The organism is Pseudomonas sp. Leaf434 (assembly GCF_001425545.1).
Classification (GTDB): domain Bacteria; phylum Pseudomonadota; class Gammaproteobacteria; order Pseudomonadales; family Pseudomonadaceae; genus Aquipseudomonas; species Aquipseudomonas siliginis.
The window spans coordinates 273,642-299,198 of sequence record NZ_LMQZ01000008.1 but is presented as its reverse complement, the minus strand read 5'-3'; the positions used below and the strand labels follow the sequence as shown (position 1 = coordinate 299,198).

Here is a 25,557-nt window from a genome sequence, read left to right as displayed (position 1 = left end):
TGGGAGGCCGTTTTTTGTTTTGTCTGGTCTGGCCCATTCGCGAGCAGGCTCGCTCCCACAGAGAACATCATTCCAATGTGGGAGCGAGCCTGCTCGCGAAGAAAGCGACGCGGTCGGGATCAGGTACGCATCCCGCGCCCGCTCACCAGCAACCGCGCACAGCCGAGATACAGCACCACGGTCGCCACCAGCATGAAGGTAATGGCGATGCCGATGCGGATATCCGAGACGCCAAGGATGCCGTAGCGGAAGGCGTTGACCATGTGCAGCACCGGGTTGGCCAGCGACACGGTCTGCCAGAACGGTGGCAGCAAAGTGATCGAGTAGAACACGCCGCCAAGGTAAGTCAGCGGGGTCAGCACAAAGGTCGGAATGATCGAAATATCATCGAAGTTGCGCGCAAACACCGCGTTGATAAAGCCCAGCAGCGAAAAGATCGTCGCGGTCAGTACCACCACAAGGATGGTCACGCCGAGGTGATGCACCTGCAGATGGGTGAAGAACAGCGACAGGATCGTCACGATCAGACCCACCGCCAGACCGCGCAATACCCCACCAATGGTGAAGCCGATCAGGATCGTGTGCGGTGACACCGGCGAGACCATCAGCTCTTCGATCGAGCGCTGGAACTTGCTGCCGAAGAAACTTGAGACCACGTTGCCGTAGGAGTTGGTGATCACTGACATCATGATCAAACCCGGCACGATGTACTCCATGTAGGTGAAGCCACCCATGTCGCCGATCTGTCGGCCGATCAGGTTGCCGAAAATCACGAAGTACAGAACCATGGTGATCGCCGGCGGCAGCAACGTCTGCGGCCAGATCCGCATGAAGCGTTTGACCTCGCGGTAGACGATGGTTTGCAGGGCGACGAGGTTGGGACCGAACTCGGAACTCATACCGCCACCTTCGACAGATTTTTCTCCACCAGGGACACGAACAACTCCTCGAGGCGATTGGTTTTGTTACGCAGGCTCAGCACTTCGATGTTCTGCTGCGCCAACTGGGTGAACAACGCCGTGATGCCCATGGATTTATCGACCTGCACTTCCAGGGTGTGGCCGTCGAGCAATCGGGCCGGGTAGCCGAGCAATTGCGGCGCAACGTGCAAGTCGTGTTTCAGGTCGAGCAAAAAGGTTTCCACGTGCAACTGGCCCAGCAACTGTTTCATGCTGGTGTTTTCGACGATGGTGCCGTGGTCGATGATGCCGATATTGCGGCACAGCTGCTCGGCCTCTTCCAGATAATGCGTGGTCAGAATGATGGTGATGCCCTTCTGATTCAGCTCGGTGAGGAAGGTCCACATCGAACGGCGCAGTTCGATATCGACGCCCGCAGTCGGCTCATCGAGGATCAGCAGACGCGGTTCGTGCACCAGTGCACGGGCGATCATCAGACGCCGTTTCATGCCGCCGGACAGCGAACGCGATGGCACATCACGCTTGTCCCACAGCCCCAGCTGGGTCAGGTACTGCTCGGCGCGTTCCTTGGCGACTTTCGCCGGAATGCCGTAGTAGCCGGCCTGGGTCACGACGATGTCGAAGGTCTTTTCGAACTGGTTGAAGTTGAATTCCTGCGGCACCACGCCGATCGAGCGCTTGAGCGCCGCCGGGTTCTTGTCCAGGTCATGGCCGAAAATATTCACGGTGCCGCTGGTCTTGTTGACCAGGGTCGAGAGGATGCCGATGGTTGTGGATTTGCCGGCGCCGTTGGGGCCGAGCAAGGCGTAAAAATCACCTTCGGCGACGTCCAGATCGATACCACTCAAGGCCTGGAACCCGTTGCCGTAGGTTTTGGTTAGCTGCCGGATGGACAGAGCGGAACTCATATCGGATTTACGCACCAAGAAGGAAGGAAAGAAGTAAATAAGGGCGGGCGGCGAGGGAAACAACCGCGGCGCAAGTTCGCAATGGTGCTTGCCGCCGCCGAACAAGTACAGTCAAGTGTGTCGATAGTAATTATCAAGTCAACGCGGTCATGACCGCTTTCTGATAGGCCACACGCTGCTTCAAACGTTCATACCAGGCTTGCAGATGCGGTTGCGGGGCGCGCTCGATGGGCATTTCGAACCAGGCATAGATGAAGCTGCCCAACGGGATGTCGCCCATGCCGATGTCATTGCCGGAGAGATAAGGCTGGCTGATCAAGGCGTGGTCGGCCATGTTCAACAGTTCATCGCATTCCTTGATCGCGGCGTTGATCGCCTTCCAGTCCTGCTTCTCGGCAGGCGTGCGCAGCACACCCCAGAACACCGTGCGAAACGGCCCGGCGAAACTGGAAGTGGTCCAGTCCATCCATTTGTCCGCCGTGGCGCGGGCTCGCGCATCCGCCGGATACCAGGCGCTGTCCGGGGCGTGTTTGGCCAGCAGATAGCGAACGATGGCGTTGGATTCCCACAGCACGAAACCGTCATCCTCGATCACCGGCACCCGGCCATTGGGGTTCATCGCGCGGTACTCGGGCGTATCGACCACACCGAACGCGCCGCCGGCATCGATGGCCTCGTAAGCCAGGCCCAACTCTTCGGCAGCCCACAAAGGCTTTCTGACGTTCGATGAATTTTTCCGTCCCCAGATCTTCAGCATGACCGCCTCTTTGCAATTGAGTGGACGGCCAGCATACGCCGGATCAGGTGCGACTCAAATCAGTCTGCATGTCGCCCAACAGCACCGGCAGTTGCTCACTGAACAGATGCGGATAGCACTTTTGCAGGTGCTCGAAGAAGAACGTTTCCGGCACATCGGTGAACTGGCCGTGATCGAGCAGATATTCCATCAACTGCGCGCCATCACGGTTGAACGGGTGGAAAACGCTGTCGTTGACCCCGTCGAATTCCAGCGCTGCGACGTTGAACAGCTCGCACAGTTGCTGGTTGAACGCCGGCGTCGCCTTGACCCAGCGGCCGTCGAGAAACAGCTCGGTGTAGCCATGCATGGCGAACACGTCGCTTTTCAGCAACTCGAGCAGACGCGGCGTCGACAAATGATTGCGCACATCGGCCAGACCGATGCGCGCCGGGATCCCGCAATGCCGGGCACAACCGGCGAGCAGCGTAGCTTTCGGCACGCAATAACTCTCCCCCGCCGCCAGTGCGTAACTGCCGCGCAAGGTTTGCGGATCACGGCTGAAGGTGTAGGGGTTGTAGCGCACCGCCTCACGCACGGCGTAATACAGACTGATCGCCTGCTCACGCGGATGGTTACTGGCGCCGCGATGCTGCTCGGCGAACTCCACCACCGCCGGGTGGTCACTATCGATGAAGCGGCCGGGGCTCAGATACTCGTGCATGACGGCAATCTCCTGGGTAAGCCACGAGTCTAGCGACAGCCTGAGCACAGAGATAACGACGTTTCGGCCAAACCTGAAAGCAAAGCTGCGCAGCAACGAACGATTTCCCACACGTGTTGCCCACCGAACCTACGAAAACCATCCGGGGTTTCCCACGATTTCAATCACCATGCTCTGACCACCCTTGTTTGCAGATGCCGTCTAAGCTCTGGAGGGTCGATTTGCCTTGGTTCACGGAGGACTGAATATGCTGTTGTTGTGGATACTGGTTTTGATCGTCGGCGTGGCGTATCTCGCCCATCGACGCATCGCCCCGCTGCCCGCGTTGGGCATCGTTGCGGCCTATCTCGTCGCCATGGGGATTTTCAGTCACGCGCCGGGCTGGCTGCTGTTTGTCTTCTGGGTCCTGTTGGCGGTGGTCGCCGCGCCATTGTTGCTGCCTGACCTGCGCCGCAAGCACTTCACCGCGCCGCTGTTCAACTGGTTCCAGAAAACCCTGCCGCCCATGTCGCAGACCGAACGCGACGCGATCGATGCTGGCACCGTATGGTGGGACGGCGAGCTGTTCAGCGGCCGTCCGGACTGGGACAAACTGCTGTCCTATCCAAAAGTGCAACTGAGCGAAGAAGAACAAGCCTTCATCGACGGCCCGACCGAAGAACTCTGCGCAATGGTCAGCGACTGGCAGATCGGCCAGTCCATGGACCTGCCGCCCGAGGCCTGGACGCACATCAAGGAACATGGCTTTTTCGCCCTGATCATTCCCAAGGAATACGGCGGCAAAGGCTTCTCGGCCTACGCTCACTCACAAGTGGCAATGAAACTGGCGACGCGCAGCGGTGACCTCGCCTCTACCGTGATGGTCCCGAACTCCCTCGGCCCGGCCGAATTGCTGCTGCATTACGGCACCGACGAACAACGTAATCACTACCTGCCGCGCCTGGCCCGTGGCGACGATATTCCGTGCTTCGCCCTCACCGGCCCGCTGGCCGGTTCCGACGCCGGCGCGATGCCCGACACCGGGATCATCTGCAAAGGCCAGTGGGAAGGACAGGAAGTCATCGGCCTGCGCCTGAACTGGGAAAAGCGCTACATCACCCTCGGCCCGGTAGCAACCCTGCTTGGCCTGGCATTCAAGGCTTATGACCCGGATCACCTGCTCGGTGAAGAAGAAGACCTCGGCATCAGCCTGGCGCTGATCCCGACCGATACCGCAGGTGTGGAAATCGGTCGTCGGCACCTGCCGCTGGGCGCCGCGTTCATGAACGGCCCGAACTCCGGCAAGGACGTGTTCATTCCTCTGGACTACCTCATCGGTGGTCAGGAAATGCTCGGCAAGGGCTGGATGATGCTGATGAACTGCCTGTCCGTCGGGCGTTCGATCTCGCTGCCAGCCGTCGGTACCGGTGCGGCCAAGTTCACCAGTCTGGTCACTGGCCAATACGCGCAGATTCGCGAGCAATTCAATGTACCGCTGTCCGCTTTCGAGGGCATCCAGGAAGCCATGGCGCGCATCGGCGGTAACGCGTGGATGATGGACGCCGCCCGCATGCTCACCGCCAACGCGGTGGACCTGGGTGAAAAACCATCGGTGCTGTCGGCGATCCTCAAATACCACCTCACCGAACGCGGCCGCGAATGCATCAGCCACGCCATGGATGTGCACGGCGGCAAAGCCATCATCATGGGGCCGAACAACTACCTCGGCCGCAGCTGGAACGGCGCGCCGATCTTCATCACCGTCGAAGGCGCGAACATCCTGTCGCGCAACCTGATGATCTTCGGTCAGGGCGCGATCCGTTGCCATCCGTTCGTACTCAAGGAAATGGCCTTGGCCGGTCGCCAGGATAAAGACCAGGCACTCAAGGAATTCGATGGCCTGCTGCTCAAGCACATCGGTTTCGCCGTCAGCAATGCGGCCAGCACACTGGTGCTAAACCTCGGCCTTGGCCATTTCGAACATGCGCCGGGTGACAGGATCAGCCAAGGCTACTTCCGCGCGCTCAACCGCCAGGCCGCCGCATTTGCCATGCTCGCCGACTTCAGCATGATGCTCCTGGGCGGCGAACTGAAACGCCGCGAACGCCTGTCGGCGCGCCTCGGCGACGTGCTGAGCAACCTGTATCTGGCCTCTGCGGCGCTCAAGCGTTATCACGACATGGATTCGCCGGCGTACATGGAGCCGCTGTTCCGCTGGGCCATGGAAGAAAGCCTCGGCCAGTCGGAGCGCGCACTGGATGAACTGCTGAGCAACTTTCCGAACAAAGTCTTCGGCTGCCTGCTGCGGGTCATCGTCTTCCCGTTCGGTCGCCGGCACAAAGGCCCATCGGACAAACTTGGTGCCGAAGTCGCTGCGGTCATCGGTCGCGCCAAAGGCGATCCGGCTCTCGAAGAACTGCTCGCCGGCTGCTACCGCCCGCAATCGGCGGACGATGCCGTGGGCGCGCTGCAACACGCCAGCGACCTGCTCAATGCCGCGCAACCGCTCCACAAGAAACTGCACACCGCACTGAAGAGCGGCCAGGTCAAACCGGCAGCCGGCGAACACGCCATCGATGCCGCGCTGGAAGCCGGCGTGCTGCAAGCCGTCGAAGCGCAAAGCCTGCGCGACGCCGAAGCGGCCCGCCGCAAGGTGATCGACGTCGACGATTTCGCCAAAGAAGAACTGACCCAGGCAGAGGGCAAAGTCCGCTGATCCCGGTTTATGTGAAAAAACGGCGCGAGGGCTTTATACTCCCGCGCCCGTTTTGCTCTTGAGGACTTATCTCGTGTCCAACGTCGTTGCCGATCATCTCGTGTTGCTCGACCACCTGCGCAGTATCCTGGTCGCCGTAGGTGAGGCCGAACAAGTGCCCGAAGAAAGCCATGCCCTGTTCCTCGAGCGCTTCGACGAACTGCTGGCCTCCCTGCCTATCGACCCTATCGAAAGCCAATACCTGGGCCAGGACATCCTCACCCAAGTCATCACCCGCTACCCGCAAATCGCCCACCTGATCCCACGCGACCTGCTGTGGTTCTTCGCCGGCGACTGCCTGCACTACCTCTCCGACGAAGAAATCGACCTCTACCAGGCCCTCGAAGAACGCCGCTACGAAGCCGAACAGAACGACGAACCGTTCGACTGGAACCAGGAAAAACAACTGCTGGCCATGTCGGCGCAGGACAGCAAGCACTGATTTTTCAAACGATAATGAAAGGCCCGCACTGGTGATTCCATGCGGGCCTTTTTTTCAAGATCAAAAGCCCCCTCACCCTAGCCCTCTCCCAGAGGGAGAGGGGACTGACCGAGGTGTTTGGGCGAGTTACGTCGATGTGAAAGTCCGAGTTGAACTCAGGATTTGAAAAGCACACAAATCAGCTCCCTCTCCTCGGGGAGAGGGCTGGGGTGAGGGGAGAATTCACCACAAAAACAGCCAGACACCACCCGCCCCTCACCACTCAAAACAATGAGCGCAAGCTCGAGTACCGCTTTTGATCTTGATTCACAGGCGACGTCGGAAGGCTGAGCGGAGGGATTGATCCGGGCGTGGGAGCGCAGCGACCGTACGACGCAGTCGTACACAGCGAGTGTAGGTGCAGCGAAGCCGTCGGAAGGCTGAGCGGAGGGATTGATCCGGGCGTGGGAGCGCAGCGACCGTACGACGCAGTCGTACACAGCGAGTGTAGGTGCAGCGAAGCAAACCGTAGCCGCTGCGCCCGGATCGATCCCGCAGCGAAGGAACCCGAGCCTGCGAGGGCCGAACGTAGGAGCTAGCGTTTTTTGCTTACTTTTTTAGGCGCTTGTAAAAAAGTAAGTCGCCGTAAGGGCGAAACCCTAAGCAGCCGTTACCGCAGAAACGGATATTCACCCAAACCACCAGAGCCTGGTCGGCCCAAAGGCCGCCAAGTCCCACCAAAAAAACCTCAAAGCAACCCCTCACTCTCCGGCAGCTCATACGCCACAGCCGCATTGCTCCCACCGGCAGATTTCCCGGGCCTACCCAACGTCGGCTCCTTCTGCAAACACTCCACCAGATAATCAATAAACACCCGCAACTTCGGTGGCAGATAACGCGTCGGCGAATGCAGCAACCACAACCCACCATGATAAGAGGCAAGAAACGTCCAGTCCGGCAGCACCTGCACAATCAATTTCTGCTCCAACGCATAACGCGCCGTGAAATACGGCAGACTGCCAATCCCGATGTGCTGCAACACCGCCCCCAAGCGCACACCCGTGTGATTGGCGGCATAGCGCCCACGCACGCCGACCGTCACCGCCTTGCTGCCCTTCTTGAATTTCCAGCGCGCATCGCTCGGTGTTTCGCCAAGATAAATACAACTGTGATTGAGCAAATCATGAGGATGCGTCGGCGTGCCATGTTCGGCCAGGTATTGCGGCGTGGCGCAAAGCAAATGATCGATGGTCAGCAACTGCCGCCCGACCAGACCGGCCGGTGGACGATCAGTGATGCGAATCGCCAGATCGACATGATCATCGATCAGATCGACCTGACGATCTTCCAGCAACAACTCCACATCAACCTTGGGATAGCGGCGCAGAAACTCCGGCATGTGCGGATGAATCACAAAACGCCCCACCGCCTTCGGCACGCTGACCCGCACCAAGCCTTCAGCTTCGTGGGTGAACTGACCGCTTATTTCCATCACCGACCTGGCCGCGCTGACCATTTCCTGGCAACGCTTGAACACCTCCTCACCACCATCGCTCAAGCGCAGTTTGCGCGTGGTGCGTTGCAGCAAGCGCGTGGCCAACGCCTTTTCCAATCGGGAAATACTGCGACTGACCGCCGAGGGTGAGGAACCCATCTGCCGCGCCGCTTCGGAGAAGCTGCCGGTCTCGACAACCTTGACGAAAATCGCCATTTCACCCAGCAGCGGCAGCGGAAGATTGATGCTCACGACGCACAAGTCCTTTGATGTTCGAATGGATTATCACGTTATTGCACGATTCATATAATAAAAACAGAACTTCGATCAGGGCATGGAATATGACGCTTCGCCTGTTTTTTCACAGTGACGACCTCAAGGCGAATGTCGAAGTCCTCGACTGCACACCCCACGAGAACGAATTCGCCGTAGTGCTGCGCGCCACCCTGTTTCACCCCCAGGGCGGCGGTCAGCCTTGCGATACCGGCTGGATCGGTGAAAGCCGGGTGTCGCGCGTGGTGCAGGAACCGGAGCGCATTGTGCATTTCGTCGACCGCCCGCTGCCGCTGGGCATGACCGTCATCCGTATCGATGAAGAGCGCCGCCGCTTCAATACGCGCATGCACTCGGCCGGGCACCTGATCGGTCATTTCATTCAGGCCATGGGCTGGATGCCGATCAAGGCGCACCACTGGCCGGACGAAGGCCGGGTGCAATTCAAGCCGGGCGATAGCGCTGAAGAAATCGATGCGCCAACCGTGCAAACCGGTATCGAGCAGTGGATCGAACATGATCTGCCGCGCCTGACCTCGCTGCGCGAAGGCGCGCGGGAAATCAGTTTCGGTGAGCTGCCAGCCTATGGCTGCGGTGGCACCCACGTACGTAGCCTGAAGGATCTAGGCACAGTCACGATCGCGTCCCTTTCGCAGAAGAAGGGCACGCTTTCCGTCCACTACAGCGTGGATTGAGCATTTCGGACATTGCCATCGCGCAGCGTCCGACGCCGGGGAACCGCATTCGCCGGTTCCGTTGACTATCGATAGATGGACCTAAAACAAATGATGCTAGACGTCGAGCGTCTCGATGAGACGTGCATAAAAAAACTGGCCAACGAAGAAGTCCTCGCCATCCGCGTCAAACGCTTTCTGCCCGAGCCGCTGGCGATCGAAATCGGCGACAAGATCCTCGCCCCGGGCTTTGAGGGCTACATCAACGCGCCGAGCATCGGCCGCATCGGCATGGCCTTTTACGAGGCGGAAAACCAGCCGCTGCTGATCGAGGATTACTTCGAACGCGCCACCCGCAACATCGCCGAACTGCGCCAGCGCTGCGCGCCCTACTCCTCGCCGATCGACACCCTGCGCTGCATGCTCGATGAGTCCTGGCCCGCCGGCGCGCATCTGGAAAACCTCTACGGGCGCAAGATGTATGTCGGCTTGTCGCGCGTGGTCAAACCCGGCGTGTGCTTTCTTGCCCATCACGACATCTTCGCCAAGGACGCCCCGGACAGTTTTCAGGCGCGCAGCCTCGAGGCGCAATTTGCCTGCAACGTCTACCTGAACATGCCCACCGAAGGCGGCGCGCTGCAGATGTGGGAAGACGACATCACTCCGGACCAATTCGACGAAATGCGTGGCGACAGCTACGGCATCGAGCCGTCGCTACTGGGGCCGCCCACCCTCGAAGTACGACCGCAGCCCGGCGATTTCATCATGTTCAATTCGCGGCGCATGCACTCGGTAACCCCGGGCGTAGCGGATCCGCGTTTGAGCCTGTCGTTCTTTGTCGGCTATCGCGGCAATGCCTCCCCTCTGACTTTCTGGAGCTGACATGTTTTCCAATTACCTGGGCGAGTTTCTCGCATTGGCCACCATCCACTTTCTCGCCGTGGTTGCGCCCGGTCCGGACTTCGCCGTGACCATCCGTCAAAGCGTGCGCTTCGGTCGCCTCGTCGGCATCTGCACCGCGCTGGGCATCGGCGCGGGGATTTCCGTGCATGTGCTGTATACCCTGCTCGGCGTCGGCGCCCTGATGCACACCACGCCGTGGCTGCTGACTGTGGCCAAAGTGGTCGGTGGGGCTTACATCCTCTATCTGGGCGTCAGCCTGATCCGCAGCAAACCGAAGAGCAGCGTCGAAGGTGAAAAAACCGCCGATGAGCCGCTGGTTGAACAGTCACTGTTCAAGGCATTCAGCACCGGTTTTCTGACCAACGCGACCAACCCCAAAGCCACGCTGTTCTTCCTGGCGATCTTCACCACGATCATCAGCGCCAGCACACCGCTGCAGATCCAGGCGTTCTACGGATTGTGGATGTGCTTCGTCAACGCGCTGTGGTTTGTGATCGTCGCGCTGTTTTTCTCCAGCAACAAAGTACGCCTGCTGTTCATGCGCCTTGGACACTGGTTCGAGCGCAGCATGGGCGTCATCCTCATTCTATTTGCCGGCCGCCTGATGCTGTCGATGTAACCCACACAAAAAAGTCCCGGCCATCACCCGCCGGGACTTTTTCATTTGTGCGTCTCTTTTGCATTTCTGTGCGACAGATCAAGTTTGTGACTCCCTCTTCACCTGCTCATGGTGGTAGGTTGCAAAATGTTTCTGCCGCAAGCGTCAGACATATTTTCCCAATCTCTAGCAAAGGAATGCCTGTTACATGGTCTTTTCCCTGAAAAAACTGGCCGCTGCCACTCTGGTCATGGCCAGCCTCACCGCGTTTACCAGCGCCGCACAAGCCAACATCACTGCCGAGCAAAGCGCAGCGATCCTGAAATCCTTCGACGGCAAGAACCTGACGGACTTCCGCAGCTTCCTTGGCAGCCTGGCGAAAAGCGACCTGGCCAAGACGGATAATCTCAACCCGTCCATCAGCGCCTTCCTCGACAACAAGACCCTGAACGCCGAACAGCAGAATGAAATTCACCGTCTGCTGGGCATTTATACCCGCGTGAAATATGGCAAGGCCGCGCTGGAAACCCTGCGCCAACTCGTCGAGATCCCGACCTTCCGCAAGGACGGCGTGGAGCAACACGACAACCCGGAATTCATCAAGATTGCCGGCGAGATCCAGAAACTCGCCGAATCCTTCGGTTTGAAATTCCGCAACATCGATAACCGTGTCTACGAAATCTCTCTGGATGGCAAAGGCGACGAAGTCGTTGGCATTCATGCCCACGCCGATGTGGTGCCGGTGACGCCGGAAAACTGGGTGCTGAAAGATGGCACCAAACTCGACCCGTTCAAAGTCACGCTGATTGGCGATCGCATGTACGGTCGTGGCACAGAGGATGACAAGAATGCGATCGTCGTGGCGCTGTACGCCATGAAAGTGATCAAGGACGAGAAACTGCCACTGGCGCGTAACTTCAAGCTGCTGGTCGACACCACCGAAGAAACCAGCGGCGACGCCATTCCCTATTACTTCGAGCGCAACCCGACGCCGAACTACAATATGGCGCTGGACGGCGGTTATCCGGTAGTGATCGCCGAAAAAGGTTACGGCACCGTCATGGCCAACTTTGCCAAACGCAAAGGCGAAGGCAACGGCGCGGAAATCGTTTCGATGACCGGCGGCAAGGCGACCAACCAGATTCCGTCCGCGTCGGTGGCCACGCTGGTAACCGACAAGCCTGCCAAGCTCGCCGCCAGTCTGCAAAAAGCCGGCGACGCCTACGCCAAAGCCAACGGCGGCGACTTCGAAGTCGCGGCAAAGGTTGATGGCAAAAACGTCAAACTGACCGTGACGGGGGTTTCTGCGCACTCCTCCGAACCAGAGTCCGGCGTCAACCCGGTCGCGCGGATGCTGAGCTTCATCAACAGCCTGGACGGCAAAGTCGCGCTCAAGCACAACCAGTTCACCGATGCCGCACGTTATGCCGATGACAACTGGGGCCTGGATTATCTGGGCAAAAAACTTGGCGTGGGCTTCTCCGATTCGTTCATGGGACCACTGACCACCTCGCTGACCTATGTCGGCGAGGACGACAAAGCCTTCAAACTGGCGGTGAACCTGCGGGTGCCGAAGGGTAAATCCCCGGAAAAGCTCAAGGCTGAGATCGCTGAGAAACTGGACGCCTGGAGCAAGAAGACTCATGTCGCTGTAGCGTTCGACTACTCAGTGGCCGAACCGATGTATCGCAATCCCGAAGGTGAGTGGGTCAAGGCGCTGCTCGCGGTGGCCAGCGAAAACCTCGGCATGAAGTCGGAATTCGGTACTTCCGCTGGCGCGACTTCGGTTCACGAATTGCCGAACGGTGTGCAATTCGGCCTGGCGCGACCGGAAGCCAAATACACCGGCCACACCGATGGCGAATTCAAGACCGTCGATCAGTTCCTGCTGGATCTGCAGATCGTCACGGAAATGATGGGGCGTGTCGGGCAATTGCCGAAGCTGTAAAGCCCTGCCTGAGCCCAGTCACCGATGACCGGGCTCAAAATAAAAAAGGACCTGTGAAAAGGTCCTTTTTTATTGCCGCCACAAAACGCGCACAAACAAAAACGCCGATCATCACTGATCGGCGTTTTTGTGAAATTGGAGCGGGAAACGAGACTCGAACTCGCGACCCCGACCTTGGCAAGGTCGTGCTCTACCAACTGAGCTATTCCCGCAAATGGCGTCCCCTAGGGGACTCGAACCCCTGTTACCGCCGTGAAAGGGCGGTGTCCTAGGCCACTAGACGAAGGGGACACGCTACCCGGAACACATGGTGTGTGTTTCGGTGTCCAGATCCGCATCCGAAGATTTGGTTCTGGTTTCACTCAGCACCGCCCGAAAGCACTGCTGTTTAAAATTGGAGCGGGAAACGAGACTCGAACTCGCGACCCCGACCTTGGCAAGGTCGTGCTCTACCAACTGAGCTATTCCCGCATTGGCGTCCCCTAGGGGACTCGAACCCCTGTTACCGCCGTGAAAGGGCGGTGTCCTAGGCCACTAGACGAAGGGGACACACTACAACATTCACTGCCTGCCGCGTTTCGCTGTGTGCTTTACGCTGCAAGTGGCGCGCATTCTATGGATGGATTGAGGGGTCGTCAACCCCCTGATATAAATTTATTTAAATCAATGACTTCGACCTGGATTCCGGGCCGCGTAGGGCTTTTCCGTCGTCCGAAACCTGACGCCTATATTCCGCCACTCGCCAAGACGTTATAGTCCACCGCACAGTGATGGCAATCTGCACATCAAGCGCCAGCATTCATCTATACCGCTGGCGGCCGATACAGATTGCAGCAGCCGATCAAACCCGTCGAGCGGCGCTAGGCGCCTAAATGCCCAGCCACTACACTCGCATGCGAACCCTATAAAGAGGTCTTACCGGTGACACCACTCATGATCACCCTGCTAGTCGTAGCCGGGATCGCAATTCTGATCGCCATTGGCTACATGAACCATGTGGTGGAAAACAACAAACTGGAGAAGGCCCGCACCAAAGTCGAACTCAACGACCGCCTGCGCCGCTGCGGCGAACTGACCGAAACCTTCCCCGGCCAGTTCATGACCCCGGCGCTCAAGCTGCTGCTGACCCGCCTGGAACTCAACGTCTGCCAGCGCCTGCTCAATCTGGAAAAAACCAGCGCAACCACCAAGGCCCGCATTACCGAACTGAGCGCCCTCGTTGCCCAAGGCGAATCGATCCCGGTGAACAACCCGCCCGCGCCGATCCTCACCGAAGCCAAAGCCAAAGACGTGCGCTTCCTCCTCGAAGCCCTGCACGGCCAGATCACCCGCGCCGCCCACGACGGCTTCCTGCCACCGAACGAAGCCAAACAATGGATCCGCGAAGTGCGCCACATCCTCGTGCTGCTGCACATCGAATTCTTCAACAACCTCGGCCAACAGTCCCTGCAACAAAACCAACCCGGCCAGGCCCGCCTCGCCTTCGAACGCGGCGTGCAATATCTGCGCAAACAGCAGGACCCGCAGATGTACGCGGAGCAACTGCAATACCTGGAAAAACTCCTCGCCCGAGCGAACGCCCAGGTCATGGACAAGATTGCCCCGGTGGAAGGTGAAGAAAACCAACTGACCGCCGGTTTGAAGGATGTCGAAGCCGATGCGGACTGGAAGAAAAAAGTGATTTACGACTGAGGCGGGAATGCTGGAAGAGAAGCCACCGTTATTGGTGGCTTTTTTGTGGGCGACTTGAAAGAGAATGTGAATTGAAGGCCGCTTTCGCGAGCAGGCTCGCTCCCACATTGGGAAGCAGTGTTCTCAGGTAAAAATCGGTCGGGTGTCAGGCCGCCGTCGCTGGCAAGCCAGCTCCCACAGAACAGCAAAAGCAAGACTGGGCCATCCCCACGCGGCGAAGCCGAGAGCCTGGCCGGCCCGAGGGCCGCCAAGGCTCAAAGCCGAAAATGCCCAACCATCGAGCGCAACTCGCCACCCAACTGCGCCAGCTCAACACTCGAAGCCGCATTCCCGCGCATGGCCACGGAAGAGTGATCCGCACTCGCACGAATCTGCGTAACACTGCGATTGATCTCCTCCGCCACCGAACTCTGCTCCTCCGCCGCCGCCGCGATCTGCTGATTCATCTGCTGAATCAACGACACCGCCGCGGCAATACTCCCCAGCGCACTCTCGGTCTGCAACGCATCACTGACCGCCAGCTTCACCAGTTCGCCACTGCTGCGAATCTGCTGCACCGACGACTGCGCCGCCGCGCGCAGGGCACTGACCAAGCGTTCGATCTCCTCGGTCGATTGCTGCGTACGCCGTGCCAGCGCACGCACCTCATCGGCCACCACCGCAAACCCCCTGCCCTGCTCGCCGGCGCGCGCGGCTTCGATTGCCGCGTTCAGCGCCAACAGATTGGTCTGCTCGGCCACGCTCTTGATCACCTCCAGCACCGTGCCGATATTCTGAATTTCGGCGCTGAGGCTCTCGATGCTGGAACTGGCCGAGGTCGCTGAATCCGCCAACTGCTCGATCCGCGCCATGCTTTGACGCACCACCTGCTGGCCGCTCTCGACCTTGTCATCCGCCGTCTGCGCCGCGAGAGCTGCCTCTTCAGCATTGCGCGCGACGTCATGCACGGTGGCGGTCATCTGGTTCATGGCGGTGGCGACCTGCTCGGTTTCCTCCTTCTGGCTGTTGACCTCCAGATTGGTCTGCTCGGTCACTGCCGACAGCGATTGCGCGGAACCGGCCAAGCGCTCGATGCCGGCCTGCAAGCCGCTGACAATCGTGCCGAGGCCGGCAGCCATCTGCTGCATCGCCAACATCAGCTGACCCATTTCATCGCGGCGCGTCACCTCGACCTTCGCCGTCAGATCACCCGCAGCAATCTGCTGCGCCACGCGAATCACACTGCGCAGCGGCGCCACGATCAGGCGCGTGATCACCCACGCGGCGAGCAATCCGACCAACAAGGCCAGCGCCGAAGAGCCAATGATCAACACCGTGTTCTTTTTCAGCTCCGCCTGCATCGAAGCATCTTCGGCGACATAGGCCTGATTGACCCGGTCCACCACCTGTGCAGCGCGCTGATGCAGTTGCTCGTACACAGTTTTTTCTTGCGCCAGCAAACCGGTGTATTCAGCCAGTTTCTCGTTGAATCCGGCGATATGCCCCGACACTTCGTTGAGCACAGTCAGATAGCCCTCGTCCTTGACCGTGGTTTTCAGCGCCTCGGCCTGCTCCTGCGCTTGCGCGGCCTGCTCGATGTTGCCTTGGCCGGCATTGTCGGCATCGCCCTTGCGGCTTTGATCCAGCCGCACCCGCGCTTCGTTCATCGCCTGCAGCATCAGTCGCGAGACCTGACTGACCTGATTCGCCTGTTCGATGAACTGGGCGCCGTCCTTGCCCTCGGTGTCTTTCAACGTATAGGCGCCATCATCGGCCAGCCCGCTCTGCAACACGTCGAGGTTATTGGCCACGCTGGACACCGACCAACTGGCCATCTCCAGCGCGAGGTCCTTGGCCTGGCTCAGCGAGACGAATTCATCGAAGGCCTTGCGATACGCGCCCAGCGCTTGCTCGACATCGCTCATCACCGGCACATTGGCCGGGGAATGTGCCTTGAGCGCGCCGGCTAGAACAACCAGCCCATCGACGCCTTCGCGCAAGGCATCGGCGGTTTTCGGATTGCCGCGCAGGGCGTATTCCTGCTCGAGCAGGCGCACCTTGAGCAGGCCGCTGTTGAGCGCGGACATCTGCTTCAAGCCGTCGAAACGCAGACTGATGGTTTGCAGCGACCAGACGCCGATCGCCGCCACCAACGCAGTCAGCAACAAGACGAGCACAAATCCGATACCCAGTTTTTTCGCCATACCGAGGTTGGCAAAACGTCCTTGCACGGCCGAAATCATTGCGCGTAGTCCCCTGCCAAAGTCTGTTGCCGAAGATTCGCAACGGGCTCGAACCAGCACAAGACTCTGGCGTCGGAATAATGGCAAAAAGCTACGCCCGCGTCGTTTTCAGAATGCTGGAGGTCGATCCGCGCAGGTATTGCGAAAAAACTGCCGCGCCCGTGGGTCGCAGGCACAGGCCACATTGATGCGCTGCCAGTCACCGCACTCACCGCTGGGACTGAAAGCGTCCGCTGCTGACAACTCCAGCCCGCAGTGCTGGGCCTGCCTGCGCACCGACGCCTGGTCGCGCAAGCGTGCCCGCGCCCAGATAAACAGCCCGCCAACCGGCTTGCCGAACACTTCCCACTCGGCGTCTTCCAGTGCCTGCAAGGCCGCCGCGCGATCGGCATTCAAGCGCTGACGCTGGCGCTGCACCAGTTTGCGATAGGCGCCGGTCGCCATCAGTCTGGCCAATACCGCCTCGGCCAGCCTCGAACAGCCCAGGCCGCTGATCATCTTGACCTCCGCCAGGCGCTTCAGCAGTTCGCTGTCCGCCAGGACAAAACCGACCCGCAACGAGCTGCTCAGTGTCTTGGAGAAGCTGCCGACATAAATGACCCGGCCGCCATGGTCCAGCGCCGCCAACCGCGTACCGTTGCCGGTGTGCAGATCAGCGTAGACGTCATCTTCGATCACGCGCAGGTCGTAGGTCTTGCTCAACTGCACGATACGCTGGGCCACCGCAGGCGTCAGGCAACTGCCGGTGGGATTGTGGTGATGACTGCCGATGAACAGGGCGCCGGGACGAAACTGACGCAGCACCGACTCGAGCATGTCGATGTCCGGCCCGCTCGGCGTACGACGAACTTCGAGCATCTGTACGCCGTGCAGACGCAACAGGTCAAACAACGGTGCATAACCGGGCGTTTCCACCACCACGCAATCGCCAGCCTTGAACAGGGTGCGCACGATCAGGTCAAGCGCATGACTGGCACCGCTGGTGCTCATAAGCCGGGTATTGCAGGCGTCGATATTCAGCAGTTTCAGACGCTTGGCAATTTGCTCGCGCAACGCTGGCAACCCCAGTGGCGAGCTGTAATTGAACAGGCTGGCCATGTCGGTGCGTGCCACCTCGCGCAGCGCGTAGCTGAGGTCGTCGGGCTCACGCCAGCTCGGCGGCAAGCCTCCTTGCCCCAAGATCAAGCGACCCGTCGAAGCGCTCACCTCATCGCACCACGCATGGCGGCCCTCGAACACTGCCAGTTCCGAGTCCGTTTCGCGCAATGCCGGCGAGGCCGCGACGATGAATCCCGCGCCCTGGCGTGTGGTCAATACGCCTTGCGAAACCAGGCGCTCGCAGGCTTCGACAACGCACGACTGGCTGAGCAGATTCCCCCGGGCGATTTGCCGTACGGAGGGTAACCGGGTGGCCGGCGGGATGCCGCTTTGCACAATCCAGTCAGTCATTCCGTCGACGATCTGCTGCACGACCGGCACCATTGCCTGTCGGTCAATTCTCAGTTCCATGAGCTCGCAAACTCCTGTCAGTTTTGCTGGCAGCAGTAAATCACAGCCGCACCGCCGAGGCTGTGCGACAACACCGCCAAATGCGCCAGTTCTAACGGTTTGATACACATTGTTTAACGGTATTCACAGGGACCGACCGCGAGGTACAAAAAAACCCGCACGCAGGCGGGTTCTTTGTATTTCGGCAACTTTCAGAACGCCGTCACGCCGCCGTCCACCGCCAATGAGTGCCCAGTGGTGAACGCTGCGCCATCGCTGCACAGATACAGCACCGCGCTGGCGATTTCCTCGACCTTGCCGATGCGTCCGACCGGATGCATGGCATTGGCGAATTCGCCTTTCTTCGGGTCAGCTTCGTAGGCGCGGCGGAACATGTCTGTGTCGATTACCGCCGGGCACACTGCGTTGACGCGGATTTTCTTCTTCGCGTATTCGATCGCCGCCGATTTGGTCAGGCCGATCACCGCATGTTTCGACGCCGCGTAGATGCTCATCTTCGGCGCCGCACCCAGCCCGGCTACCGACGCCGTGTTGACGATCGCGCCACCGCCCTGCGCCAACAGCAACGGCAATTGATACTTCATGCACAGCCAGACGCCTTTGACGTTGACGCCCATGATCGCGTCGAACTCGTCCAGCGTACCGTCGGCCAGTTTGCCCTTCTCGATTTCGATCCCGGCGTTGTTGAAGGCATAGTCGAGACGACCGTAGGTATTGATCACCTCATCCATCAGATTTTTTACATCGCTTTCCACCGTCACGTCGCAGCGCACGAAGGACGCTTCGCCACCGGCGGTACGAATCAGCGCCACCGTGCCTTCGCCTCCAGCCGCGTCGAGGTCAGCCACCACCACTTTCAGGCCTTCGGCGGCAAACGCCAGGGCTGTCGCGCGACCGATGCCGTAGGCGGCTCCCGTGATTACAACCACCTGACCGGAAAACGTCATGCTCATGGAGATGTCCTCGAATGCAAAAAAACTGGGAGATGTTGGCGTCGCAGCATAGCCAAGGGCAGCGAAAGCACGTCAGCACTATGCAATCGCTGTTTACCGGCGCATGCGCCGCAGTGATGAAACCCGCCCCGTAACCATCACTGCACTGGATGGACTCGCATTCGCCGTATCAGCCAACCTTGCGACATCGCCGTTGAAGAGCTATCAACAAGGCTTCATTCCATTCGAGTGCCTGTCATGACCAACCAGACCAATCGCCAGTTCCTGCTCGCCAAACGCCCGGTGGGCGCCGCGACCCGCGAGACTTTCACTTACCAGGAAGTACCGGTCGGCGAGCCACAGGCGGGACAGATTCTGGTGAAAAACGAATACCTATCCCTCGACCCGGCCATGCGCGGCTGGATGAACGAAGGCAAGTCCTACATCCCGCCGGTCGGTCTCGGTGAGGTCATGCGCGCACTGGGCGTGGGAAAAGTCATCGCTTCGAACAATCCTGGCTTCGCCGTCGGCGATTACGTCAATGGCGCCCTCGGTGTGCAGGATTATTTCCTCGGCGAGCCGCGCGGTTTCTACAAGGTCGACCCGAAACTCGCGCCATTGCCACGCTATCTGTCTGCACTGGGCATGACCGGCATGACCGCCTACTTCGCCTTGCTCGACGTAGGCGCACCGAAAGCCGGTGACACCGTGGTGCTGTCCGGCGCCGCAGGTGCGGTGGGCAGCGTGGCCGGGCAGATCGCCAAAATCAAAGGCTGCCGCGTCGTTGGCATTGCCGGCGGGGCCGACAAGTGCAAATTCCTCATCGACGAATTGGGCTTCGACGGCGCCATTGATTACAAGGCCGAAGACGTCGTGGCCGGTCTGAAGCGCGAATGCCCGAAGGGCGTGGACGTGTATTTCGATAACGTCGGCGGCGACATTCTCGACGCGGTGCTGAGCCGCTTGAACATGAAGGCGCGAGTGGTGATCTGCGGCGCCATCAGCCAGTACAACAATAAAGAAGCGGTCAAAGGCCCGGCCAATTACCTGTCACTGCTGGTCAATCGCGCGCGCATGGAAGGTTTTGTGGTGATGGACTACGCCGCGCAGTTCGCCAGCGCCGCGCAGGAGATGGCCGGCTGGATGGCCAACGGGCAGCTGAAGAGCAAGGAAGATGTGGTTGAAGGGCTGGAGACGTTCCCGGAGACGCTGATGAAACTGTTCAACGGCGAGAACTTTGGCAAGTTGGTTCTGAAGGTTTAAGGCCAGCCTGAAACCAATGTGGGAGCGAGCCTGCTCGCGAAAGCGGTGGATCAGTCGGTAATGATGCCGACTGACACTCCCTCTTCGCGAGCAGGCTCGCTCCCACAGTTGGATCTTCAATAAGCTTTAGGCAATTTCGGCTACGACTGCGGCCAACGCCTGCGCCGGATCTGTCGCCTGGCTGATCGGACGGCCGATCACCAGATAATCGGAACCGGCATCCAGCGCCTGACGCGGGGTCAGAATGCGCCGTTGATCGTCCTGCGCGCTGCCCGCCGGGCGAATCCCCGGGGTCACCAGTTGCAGCGACGGGTGCGCGGCTTTCAGCGCCGACGCTTCCAGCGCCGAACACACCAGACCGTCCATCCCGGCCTTCTCGGCCAGTGCCGCCAGACGCAGCACTTGTTCCTGCGGCTCGATATCCAGACCGATACCGGCCAGATCCTCGCGCTCCATGCTGGTCAGCACGGTCACACCAATCAACAACGGTTGCGGACCACTGCGCTTGTCCAGCTCCTCGCGGCAGGCGGCCATCATGCGCAGACCGCCCGAGCAGTGCACGTTGACCATCCACACACCCATCTCGGCAGCGGCTTTCACAGCCATCGCAGTGGTGTTGGGGATGTCGTGGAATTTGAGATCCAGAAACACTTCAAAACCCTTGTCACGCAGGGTGCCGACGATTTCCGCCGCGCAACTGGTGAACAGTTCCTTGCCCACTTTGACCCGGCACAGTTTCGGGTCCAACTGGTCGGCCAGCTTCAGTGCGGCGTCACGGGTGGGGAAATCCAGGGCGACGATGATAGGAGTCTGGCAGGCGGACATGGATGGGCTCTCAGGCTGGTCGAAAACGGCGCGCATTGTAGCGGAACCGGCGGCTGCGCGGCACCCGATGATCGGTAAATCGTCGCGCTGGCGGTTATCAGCTTAGCCGGCGCGGCTATTGTGTCGACTCCGATACACAACCGACACGCCCGCAACACGCACCCGGGTTAGCCTCGCCCGGCGCAACACGTCCTTACAACAGCACTTCCCGCCCCCCGGCCGGACGCCTATGCTGAAACCACCCCTGGCAGTGAACAGCCCCATGCACAACACCCCGACAACCGTGACGGATGAAAGCAAAGACGACAAGCGCTGGAGCATCCGCGCGCTGATCGTCGACGATGACGTGCCGATCCGCGAGCTGATGATCGATTACCTCGCCCGTTTCAACATTCACGCCAGCGGCGTCACCGACGGCGCGGCGATGCGCCAGGCGCTGCAGGGCGAACATTTCGACGTCATCGTCCTCGACCTGATGCTGCCCGGCGAAGACGGCCTGTCGCTGTGTCGCTGGCTGCGCGCCGAATCGGACATCCCGATCCTGATGCTCACCGCCCGCTGCGAACCCACCGACCGCATCATCGGCTTGGAACTGGGCGCCGACGATTACATGGCCAAACCGTTCGAACCACGCGAACTGGTCGCCCGCATCCAGACCATCCTGCGCCGCGTGCGCGACGACCGCACTGACCAGCGCGCCAACATTCGCTTCGACAACTGGCGCCTCAACAGCGTCCTGCGCCAAGTGGTCGCCGACAACGGCCTGGTAGTGCCGTTGTCCAATGCCGAATTCCGCCTGTTCTGGGTCTTCATCGAACGCCCGCGCCGCGTGCTCAGCCGCGAACAACTGCTTGACGCCGCTCGCGGTCGCTCGATCGAAGCCTTCGACCGCAGCATCGACCTGCTGGTCTCGCGCCTGCGGCAAAAACTCGGCGACGACCCGAAAGCCCCGCAGTTGATCAAGACCGTGCGCGGCGAGGGTTACCTGTTCGACGCGCGGGACATAGGCTGATGAAGGCGCGCTTCAACACCCTGTTCGGTCGCCTGTTCGGGGTGCTGTTCGCGGCAATTGTCCTGGCGCACCTGCTGGCCTTCGCCTGGTTCAGGCTCTACGGCCCTCCTCCGCCCCCACCACCGCCCGAGTTCTCAGCGAACATCGACGGCCAACCGCCCATGCACGACGCCGCTTATCCACCGAGACAAGCGCGCCCATGGTTCGGTGGCCCGGTGGTGCCGCTGACCTTTCAATTCATCACGCTGATGATCGCCGCCTGGTACGGTGCCAAGCTGCTCACCCGGCCGATCCAGCGCCTGAGCGACGCCGCCGAGCGCCTGAGCGAAGACCTCGACAGCGCCCCCCTCGACGAATCCGGCCCGCGCGAAGCCCGGCAAGCGGCGCACACCTTCAACCTCATGCAACGGCGCATCCGCGAACAGGTCCAGCAACGCGCGCGCATGCTCGGCGCCGTCTCCCACGACCTGCGCACGCCACTGTCACGCCTGAAACTGCGTCTGGAAAACATCAGCGACGACAAACTGCAAAGCCAGATGCGCCAGGACCTGGACGACATGATCGGCATGCTCGACGCCACCCTCACCTATCTGCACGAACAACGCACCAGCGAAGCCTTGCAGTTGCTGGACGTGCAGGCGCTGGTCGAATCGCTGTGCGAAAACGCCCAGGACCAGGGCGCCGATGTACAGGTCAGCGGCCACTGCGCGCCTTTGCCAGTGCAACCGATGGCGCTGCGTTCGTGCATCAACAACCTGCTGGACAACGCCCTGCGCTACGCCGGACAGGCACAGATTGAACTGCTGGAACAGCGCGAAGAACTGCTGATTCGGGTGATTGATCACGGACCGGGTATTGCTGAAGAACAGCGGGAAGCGGTTTTTGAGCCATTCTATCGACTGGAGGGATCGCGTAATCGCAACTCCGGCGGCGTAGGGCTGGGCATGACCATCGCCCGCGAAGCCGCGCAGCGGTTGGGTGGGCAATTGACGCTGGAAGACACACCGGGCGGCGGGTTGACCGCAATTGTTCGGTTGCCGCGGTGCTCGCTCCCACATTGGAGTGGTGTTCATCCGGGATAATGGGTTGGCTGTGAGGGCGCTATCGCTGGCAAGCCAGCTCCCACAGGGGATCGAGTGATCTCAGAGGGCGATGGGTTGGCAGTGAGGACGTCATCGCGAGCAGGCTCACTCCTACACTTGGACTGGGTACAACCTCAAGAAACAGGTCGGCTGTCAGGCCGCCTTCGCGAGCAGGCTCGCTCCCACAAAATCAAAAGCAAAAGCAAAAGCAAAAGCAAAAGCAAAAGCAAAAGCAAAAGCAAAGCAGCGCAGCTGCCCGCGGCGAAGCCGCCCCACTCAACAATGAGCGCAAGCTCGAGTACTGCTTTTGATCTTGATCCACCGGCGACGTCGGAAGGCTGAGCGGAGGGATTGATCCGGGCGTGGGAGCGCAGCGACCGTACGACGCAGTCGTACACAGCGAGTGTAGGTGCGGCGACGTCGGAAGGCTGAGCGGAGGGATTGATCCGGGCGTGGGAGCGCAGCGACCGTACGACGCAGTCGTACACAGCGAGTGTAGGTGCAGCGAAGCAAACCGGAGCCGCTGCGCCCAGATCGATCCCGCAGCGAAGGAACCCGAGCCTGCGAGGGCCGAACGCAGGAGCAAGCCTTTTGGGTTACCTTTTTGGCGTTTGAAAAAGGTGACCCGCCGTAAGGGCGGAACCGCCAGCCGCCGCAGCGAAACATTCGGATATTCACACCAAACAAACCCAAGCATGGTCGGCCCAAAGGCCGCCAAGCCCCCCCCTAGACCCGAGCCTGACTCTTACTCCAATCCGTCAAAAGACTATAAGCCACAGCCAACAACGTAGGCCCAATAAACAACCCGATAAAGCCAAACGCAATCAACCCGCCAAACACCCCGAGCAACACAATCACCAACGGCAGATTACCGCCACGGCTGATCAGATACGGCTTGAGCACGTTGTCCACGCCACTGATGATGAACGTCCCCCAGATCCCGAGAAACACCGCCATCCCGTACTCGCCCTTCCACGCCAACCACGCCGTGGCCGGCACCCACACCAGCGGTGGCCCCATCGGAATCAGACTCAGCAGAAACGTGACGATCCCCAGCACCAGCGCCCCGGGAACCCCGGCAATGAAAAAGCCGATCAACGCCAGCACTGCCTGCGCCGCCGCTGTACCAATCACACCGTTGACCACCCGCTGCACCGTACCGGCGACAAGTTCGATGTAATAGCCAGCACGATCACCAATCAAGCGCTGCAGCAGACTGTGCACAAACGCCGCCAGTCGCGGCCCGTCACGGTAGAAAAAGAACACGAACACCAGACTCAGCGTCAGCTCGAGAATCCCCCCGCCGATCTGCGCGCTGCGTGCCAGCAACCAGTTGCCGACCTGCCCCAGATACGGCTTGATCGAGACCATCAACGCCGCGCCCTGTTGATCGATGCTGTCCCACATCGACACCAGCCGCTCACCAATCAAAGGCACGCTGCCAAGCCAGGTCGGTGCTTCCGGCAAACCGTCGACCTGCACATCCTTGATGAATGCCGTGGCATCGCGCACATGATCGGCGAGGTTGAAACCCAGCCACACCAGTGGCGCCGCCACCAGCAACATCCAGCCCAGTGTCAGGATCAACGCGGCCAGCGATTCGCGGCCATTGAGCCAGCGCGTGAGCAAACGCATCAGCGGCCAACTGGCAAACGCCAGCACCGCGCCCCAGAACAGCGCCGACCAGAACGGCGCCATCACCCAAAGGCTGGCACCAAACAACACCAGCAGCAGAATCTGCACCAGCAGGCGATCGTTATTGAGCATGGGAAGTCCCGGCAAAGTCAGTCAGCGAAAGAGTAGGCGAACACTGTGTGCGTGCTCGCCCGGCACAGCTTATCGCAACAAGTCGATGCGCAGGCCCGAGCCTTCGAGATTGCCGGCTTCCAGACGTGCCGCCCGTACGCCCTGATTGATCAGCGCCTGGCGCCAGGCTTCGGCCTTGGGCCCGGAAACCGTGACCCGCAAGGTCGTGTCGAGATTCAGACCACGGGAAATCAGGCGCAACCAGGTGGCATCCGGTTCATCGACCAGTTTCGGAAAATCCAGCTCGCCGGTGCTTTTCAACTGACGCAGCAGGGTCGCCGAGGTCGGCAGCAATTCGCCCAACGGCGCCGCAGCCTCGAATTGCTCGACATGCAGATAGGCTTTGCGATTGCCGCGAGTGATGCTGTAAAGCGCCACCAGCGTGTTGTCCTTTGGCGCCGCCAGCCTCAACAACAGATAAGCCTGTTGCTCGTCAGAGCCATACAGCTTGGCGTTGCCGAACACCTCGTTGGCCCACAGGCTGCTTTCGCCGCAATCGCGGGCCTGGCACCAGAACAGCAATTCGGCATCCTGCTGTTGCAGGGCTTCGCGGGCGGCAGTAAAGGCTTCGGTGGCGGAATGTTCCGGCGGCAACTCGTAGGTCACCGAGGTAGTCTGGCCGCGGGCGGTGACCTGACCGTCGAACCGCAACTGGCCGCTGATCTTGCGGATCGAGCCCAGCGGGTAGATGCGCTCCAGCTCGGCCGCCGGGCGATAGTCGACGATCTGAGCATCGGCCAGACGCGGCACGATTTGCAGATCCTGGCTGCCCGGCACATCGGCAGCGAAGGACAAGGAGCTGAAGCAGCACAGCGCGAAGAGACTGAGTGACCGCATAGTCAGCCTCACCGGACGGTCATGGCTGGGCGGGTCGGGGTCG

21 protein-coding genes, 4 tRNA genes and 1 pseudogene are annotated in these 25,557 nt (G+C 60.2%); 10 read left to right on the top strand and 16 right to left on the bottom strand.

Annotated features, from left to right (window positions below; translation table 11 throughout):
• Nucleotides 1–119: 119 nt before the first annotated feature.
• The 4 genes from ASG55_RS16185 to ASG55_RS16170 form a co-directional block, all read right to left on the bottom strand.
• On the bottom strand, nucleotides 120–899 hold the full coding sequence (locus ASG55_RS16185; RefSeq protein WP_056788203.1) for an ABC transporter permease: 780 nt from the start codon (nucleotides 897–899) through the stop codon (nucleotides 120–122).
• Nucleotides 896–1,828, bottom strand: a complete 933-nt coding sequence (locus ASG55_RS16180) for an ABC transporter ATP-binding protein (RefSeq protein WP_056788200.1) — start codon at nucleotides 1,826–1,828, stop codon at nucleotides 896–898. Before ASG55_RS16180 ends, ASG55_RS16185 begins: the two co-directional genes overlap by 4 nt.
• A 133-nt stretch (nucleotides 1,829–1,961) precedes the next feature.
• Nucleotides 1,962–2,585, bottom strand: a complete 624-nt coding sequence (locus ASG55_RS16175) for a glutathione S-transferase family protein (protein ID WP_056788196.1) — start codon at nucleotides 2,583–2,585, stop codon at nucleotides 1,962–1,964.
• Between the two features lie 43 nt (nucleotides 2,586–2,628).
• On the bottom strand, nucleotides 2,629–3,288 hold the full coding sequence (locus tag ASG55_RS16170; protein ID WP_056788192.1) for a transglutaminase-like domain-containing protein: 660 nt from the start codon (nucleotides 3,286–3,288) through the stop codon (nucleotides 2,629–2,631).
• A gap of 247 nt (nucleotides 3,289–3,535) precedes the next feature.
• On the opposite strand from ASG55_RS16170, the gene ASG55_RS16165 reads away from it, so the two are divergent.
• Together ASG55_RS16165 and ASG55_RS16160 are read left to right on the top strand one after the other, a co-directional pair.
• Complete coding sequence (locus tag ASG55_RS16165; protein WP_056788190.1) at nucleotides 3,536–5,983, top strand: acyl-CoA dehydrogenase; 2,448 nt, start codon at nucleotides 3,536–3,538, stop codon at nucleotides 5,981–5,983.
• Nucleotides 5,984–6,056: 73 nt separating this feature from the next.
• The gene (locus ASG55_RS16160; protein ID WP_007967565.1) at nucleotides 6,057–6,464 is read left to right on the top strand and encodes a PA2817 family protein; all 408 of its coding nucleotides are present in this window, start codon (nucleotides 6,057–6,059) and stop codon (nucleotides 6,462–6,464) included.
• Between the two features lie 727 nt (nucleotides 6,465–7,191).
• Here ASG55_RS16160 and ASG55_RS16155 read toward each other — a convergent pair.
• On the bottom strand, nucleotides 7,192–8,190 hold the full coding sequence (locus ASG55_RS16155; RefSeq protein ID WP_024013940.1) for a LysR family transcriptional regulator: 999 nt from the start codon (nucleotides 8,188–8,190) through the stop codon (nucleotides 7,192–7,194).
• 89 nt (nucleotides 8,191–8,279) lie between these two features.
• Here ASG55_RS16155 and ASG55_RS16150 point away from each other — a divergent pair, with 89 nt between their 5' ends.
• From ASG55_RS16150 to ASG55_RS16135, 4 genes are all read left to right on the top strand, one after another.
• Nucleotides 8,280–8,906, top strand: a complete 627-nt coding sequence (locus tag ASG55_RS16150) for a hypothetical protein (RefSeq protein WP_056788187.1) — start codon at nucleotides 8,280–8,282, stop codon at nucleotides 8,904–8,906.
• 90 nt (nucleotides 8,907–8,996) lie between these two features.
• Entirely contained in the window at nucleotides 8,997–9,767 is a 771-nt protein-coding gene (locus ASG55_RS16145) for a 2OG-Fe(II) oxygenase (RefSeq protein ID WP_056788184.1), read from the top strand.
• 1 nt (nucleotide 9,768) lies between these two features.
• The gene (locus ASG55_RS16140; protein ID WP_056788181.1) at nucleotides 9,769–10,407 is read left to right on the top strand and encodes a LysE family translocator; all 639 of its coding nucleotides are present in this window, start codon (nucleotides 9,769–9,771) and stop codon (nucleotides 10,405–10,407) included.
• A gap of 187 nt (nucleotides 10,408–10,594) precedes the next feature.
• Nucleotides 10,595–12,334 (top strand): dipeptidase, encoded by a 1,740-nt coding sequence (locus ASG55_RS16135; protein WP_056788178.1) that lies wholly within the window; start codon nucleotides 10,595–10,597, stop codon nucleotides 12,332–12,334.
• 136 nt (nucleotides 12,335–12,470) lie between these two features.
• On the opposite strand, the gene ASG55_RS16130 is transcribed toward ASG55_RS16135, so the two are convergent.
• The 4 genes from ASG55_RS16130 to ASG55_RS16115 form a co-directional block, all read right to left on the bottom strand.
• Nucleotides 12,471–12,546, bottom strand: a tRNA-Gly gene (locus ASG55_RS16130).
• 3 nt (nucleotides 12,547–12,549) lie between these two features.
• Nucleotides 12,550–12,625 (bottom strand) — tRNA-Glu (locus tag ASG55_RS16125).
• Nucleotides 12,626–12,729: 104 nt separating this feature from the next.
• Nucleotides 12,730–12,805: transfer RNA gene (locus ASG55_RS16120), tRNA-Gly, on the bottom strand.
• A gap of 2 nt (nucleotides 12,806–12,807) precedes the next feature.
• A tRNA-Glu gene (locus tag ASG55_RS16115) sits at nucleotides 12,808–12,883 on the bottom strand.
• A 384-nt stretch (nucleotides 12,884–13,267) separates the two neighbouring features.
• Here ASG55_RS16115 and ASG55_RS16110 point away from each other — a divergent pair.
• Nucleotides 13,268–14,026, top strand: coding sequence for a hypothetical protein (locus ASG55_RS16110; RefSeq protein WP_039764159.1), 759 nt, complete (start codon nucleotides 13,268–13,270; stop codon nucleotides 14,024–14,026).
• 254 nt (nucleotides 14,027–14,280) lie between these two features.
• Here ASG55_RS16110 and ASG55_RS27710 read toward each other — a convergent pair whose 3' ends face one another.
• The 4 genes and pseudogenes from ASG55_RS27710 to ASG55_RS16095 form a co-directional block, all read right to left on the bottom strand.
• Complete coding sequence (locus ASG55_RS27710; protein ID WP_371699606.1) at nucleotides 14,281–15,144, bottom strand: methyl-accepting chemotaxis protein; 864 nt, start codon at nucleotides 15,142–15,144, stop codon at nucleotides 14,281–14,283.
• Nucleotides 15,142–15,366 (bottom strand): annotated as a pseudogene (locus ASG55_RS27705) (HAMP domain-containing protein); the annotation flags it as partial. The pseudogene ASG55_RS27705 and the gene ASG55_RS27710, both read right to left, overlap by 3 nt.
• A gap of 990 nt (nucleotides 15,367–16,356) precedes the next feature.
• Nucleotides 16,357–17,757 carry an aminotransferase-like domain-containing protein gene (locus ASG55_RS16100; RefSeq protein ID WP_056788172.1) on the bottom strand — a complete coding sequence of 467 codons (1,401 nt, stop codon included), beginning with the start codon at nucleotides 17,755–17,757 and terminating at the stop codon, nucleotides 16,357–16,359.
• A gap of 191 nt (nucleotides 17,758–17,948) precedes the next feature.
• The gene (locus tag ASG55_RS16095) at nucleotides 17,949–18,710 is read right to left on the bottom strand and encodes an SDR family oxidoreductase (protein ID WP_016773663.1); all 762 of its coding nucleotides are present in this window, start codon (nucleotides 18,708–18,710) and stop codon (nucleotides 17,949–17,951) included.
• A 237-nt stretch (nucleotides 18,711–18,947) separates the two neighbouring features.
• Here ASG55_RS16095 and ASG55_RS16090 point away from each other — a divergent pair, with 237 nt between their 5' ends.
• Entirely contained in the window at nucleotides 18,948–19,952 is a 1,005-nt protein-coding gene (locus ASG55_RS16090) for an NADP-dependent oxidoreductase (RefSeq protein ID WP_016773662.1), read from the top strand.
• Between the two features lie 126 nt (nucleotides 19,953–20,078).
• Here the strand turns inward: ASG55_RS16090 and pyrF are convergent, their stop codons facing one another.
• Nucleotides 20,079–20,777 (bottom strand): orotidine-5'-phosphate decarboxylase, encoded by a 699-nt coding sequence (gene pyrF, locus ASG55_RS16085; RefSeq protein WP_056788169.1) that lies wholly within the window; start codon nucleotides 20,775–20,777, stop codon nucleotides 20,079–20,081.
• A gap of 262 nt (nucleotides 20,778–21,039) precedes the next feature.
• Between pyrF and ASG55_RS16080 the strand changes: the two genes are divergently transcribed.
• Both ASG55_RS16080 and ASG55_RS16075 read left to right on the top strand, forming a co-directional pair.
• Nucleotides 21,040–21,789 carry a response regulator gene (locus ASG55_RS16080; protein WP_056788166.1) on the top strand — a complete coding sequence of 250 codons (750 nt, stop codon included), beginning with the start codon at nucleotides 21,040–21,042 and terminating at the stop codon, nucleotides 21,787–21,789.
• Complete coding sequence (locus tag ASG55_RS16075; protein ID WP_056788162.1) at nucleotides 21,789–22,871, top strand: ATP-binding protein; 1,083 nt, start codon at nucleotides 21,789–21,791, stop codon at nucleotides 22,869–22,871. The genes ASG55_RS16080 and ASG55_RS16075 overlap by 1 nt, the downstream gene beginning before the upstream one ends.
• Nucleotides 22,872–23,597: 726 nt before the next feature.
• Here ASG55_RS16075 and ASG55_RS16070 read toward each other — a convergent pair.
• On the bottom strand, nucleotides 23,598–24,638 hold the full coding sequence (locus ASG55_RS16070) for an AI-2E family transporter (protein WP_056788161.1): 1,041 nt from the start codon (nucleotides 24,636–24,638) through the stop codon (nucleotides 23,598–23,600).
• 69 nt (nucleotides 24,639–24,707) lie between these two features.
• Entirely contained in the window at nucleotides 24,708–25,514 is an 807-nt protein-coding gene (locus ASG55_RS16065; RefSeq protein ID WP_056788158.1) for a DUF4892 domain-containing protein, read from the bottom strand.
• Nucleotides 25,515–25,557 lie beyond the last annotated feature (43 nt).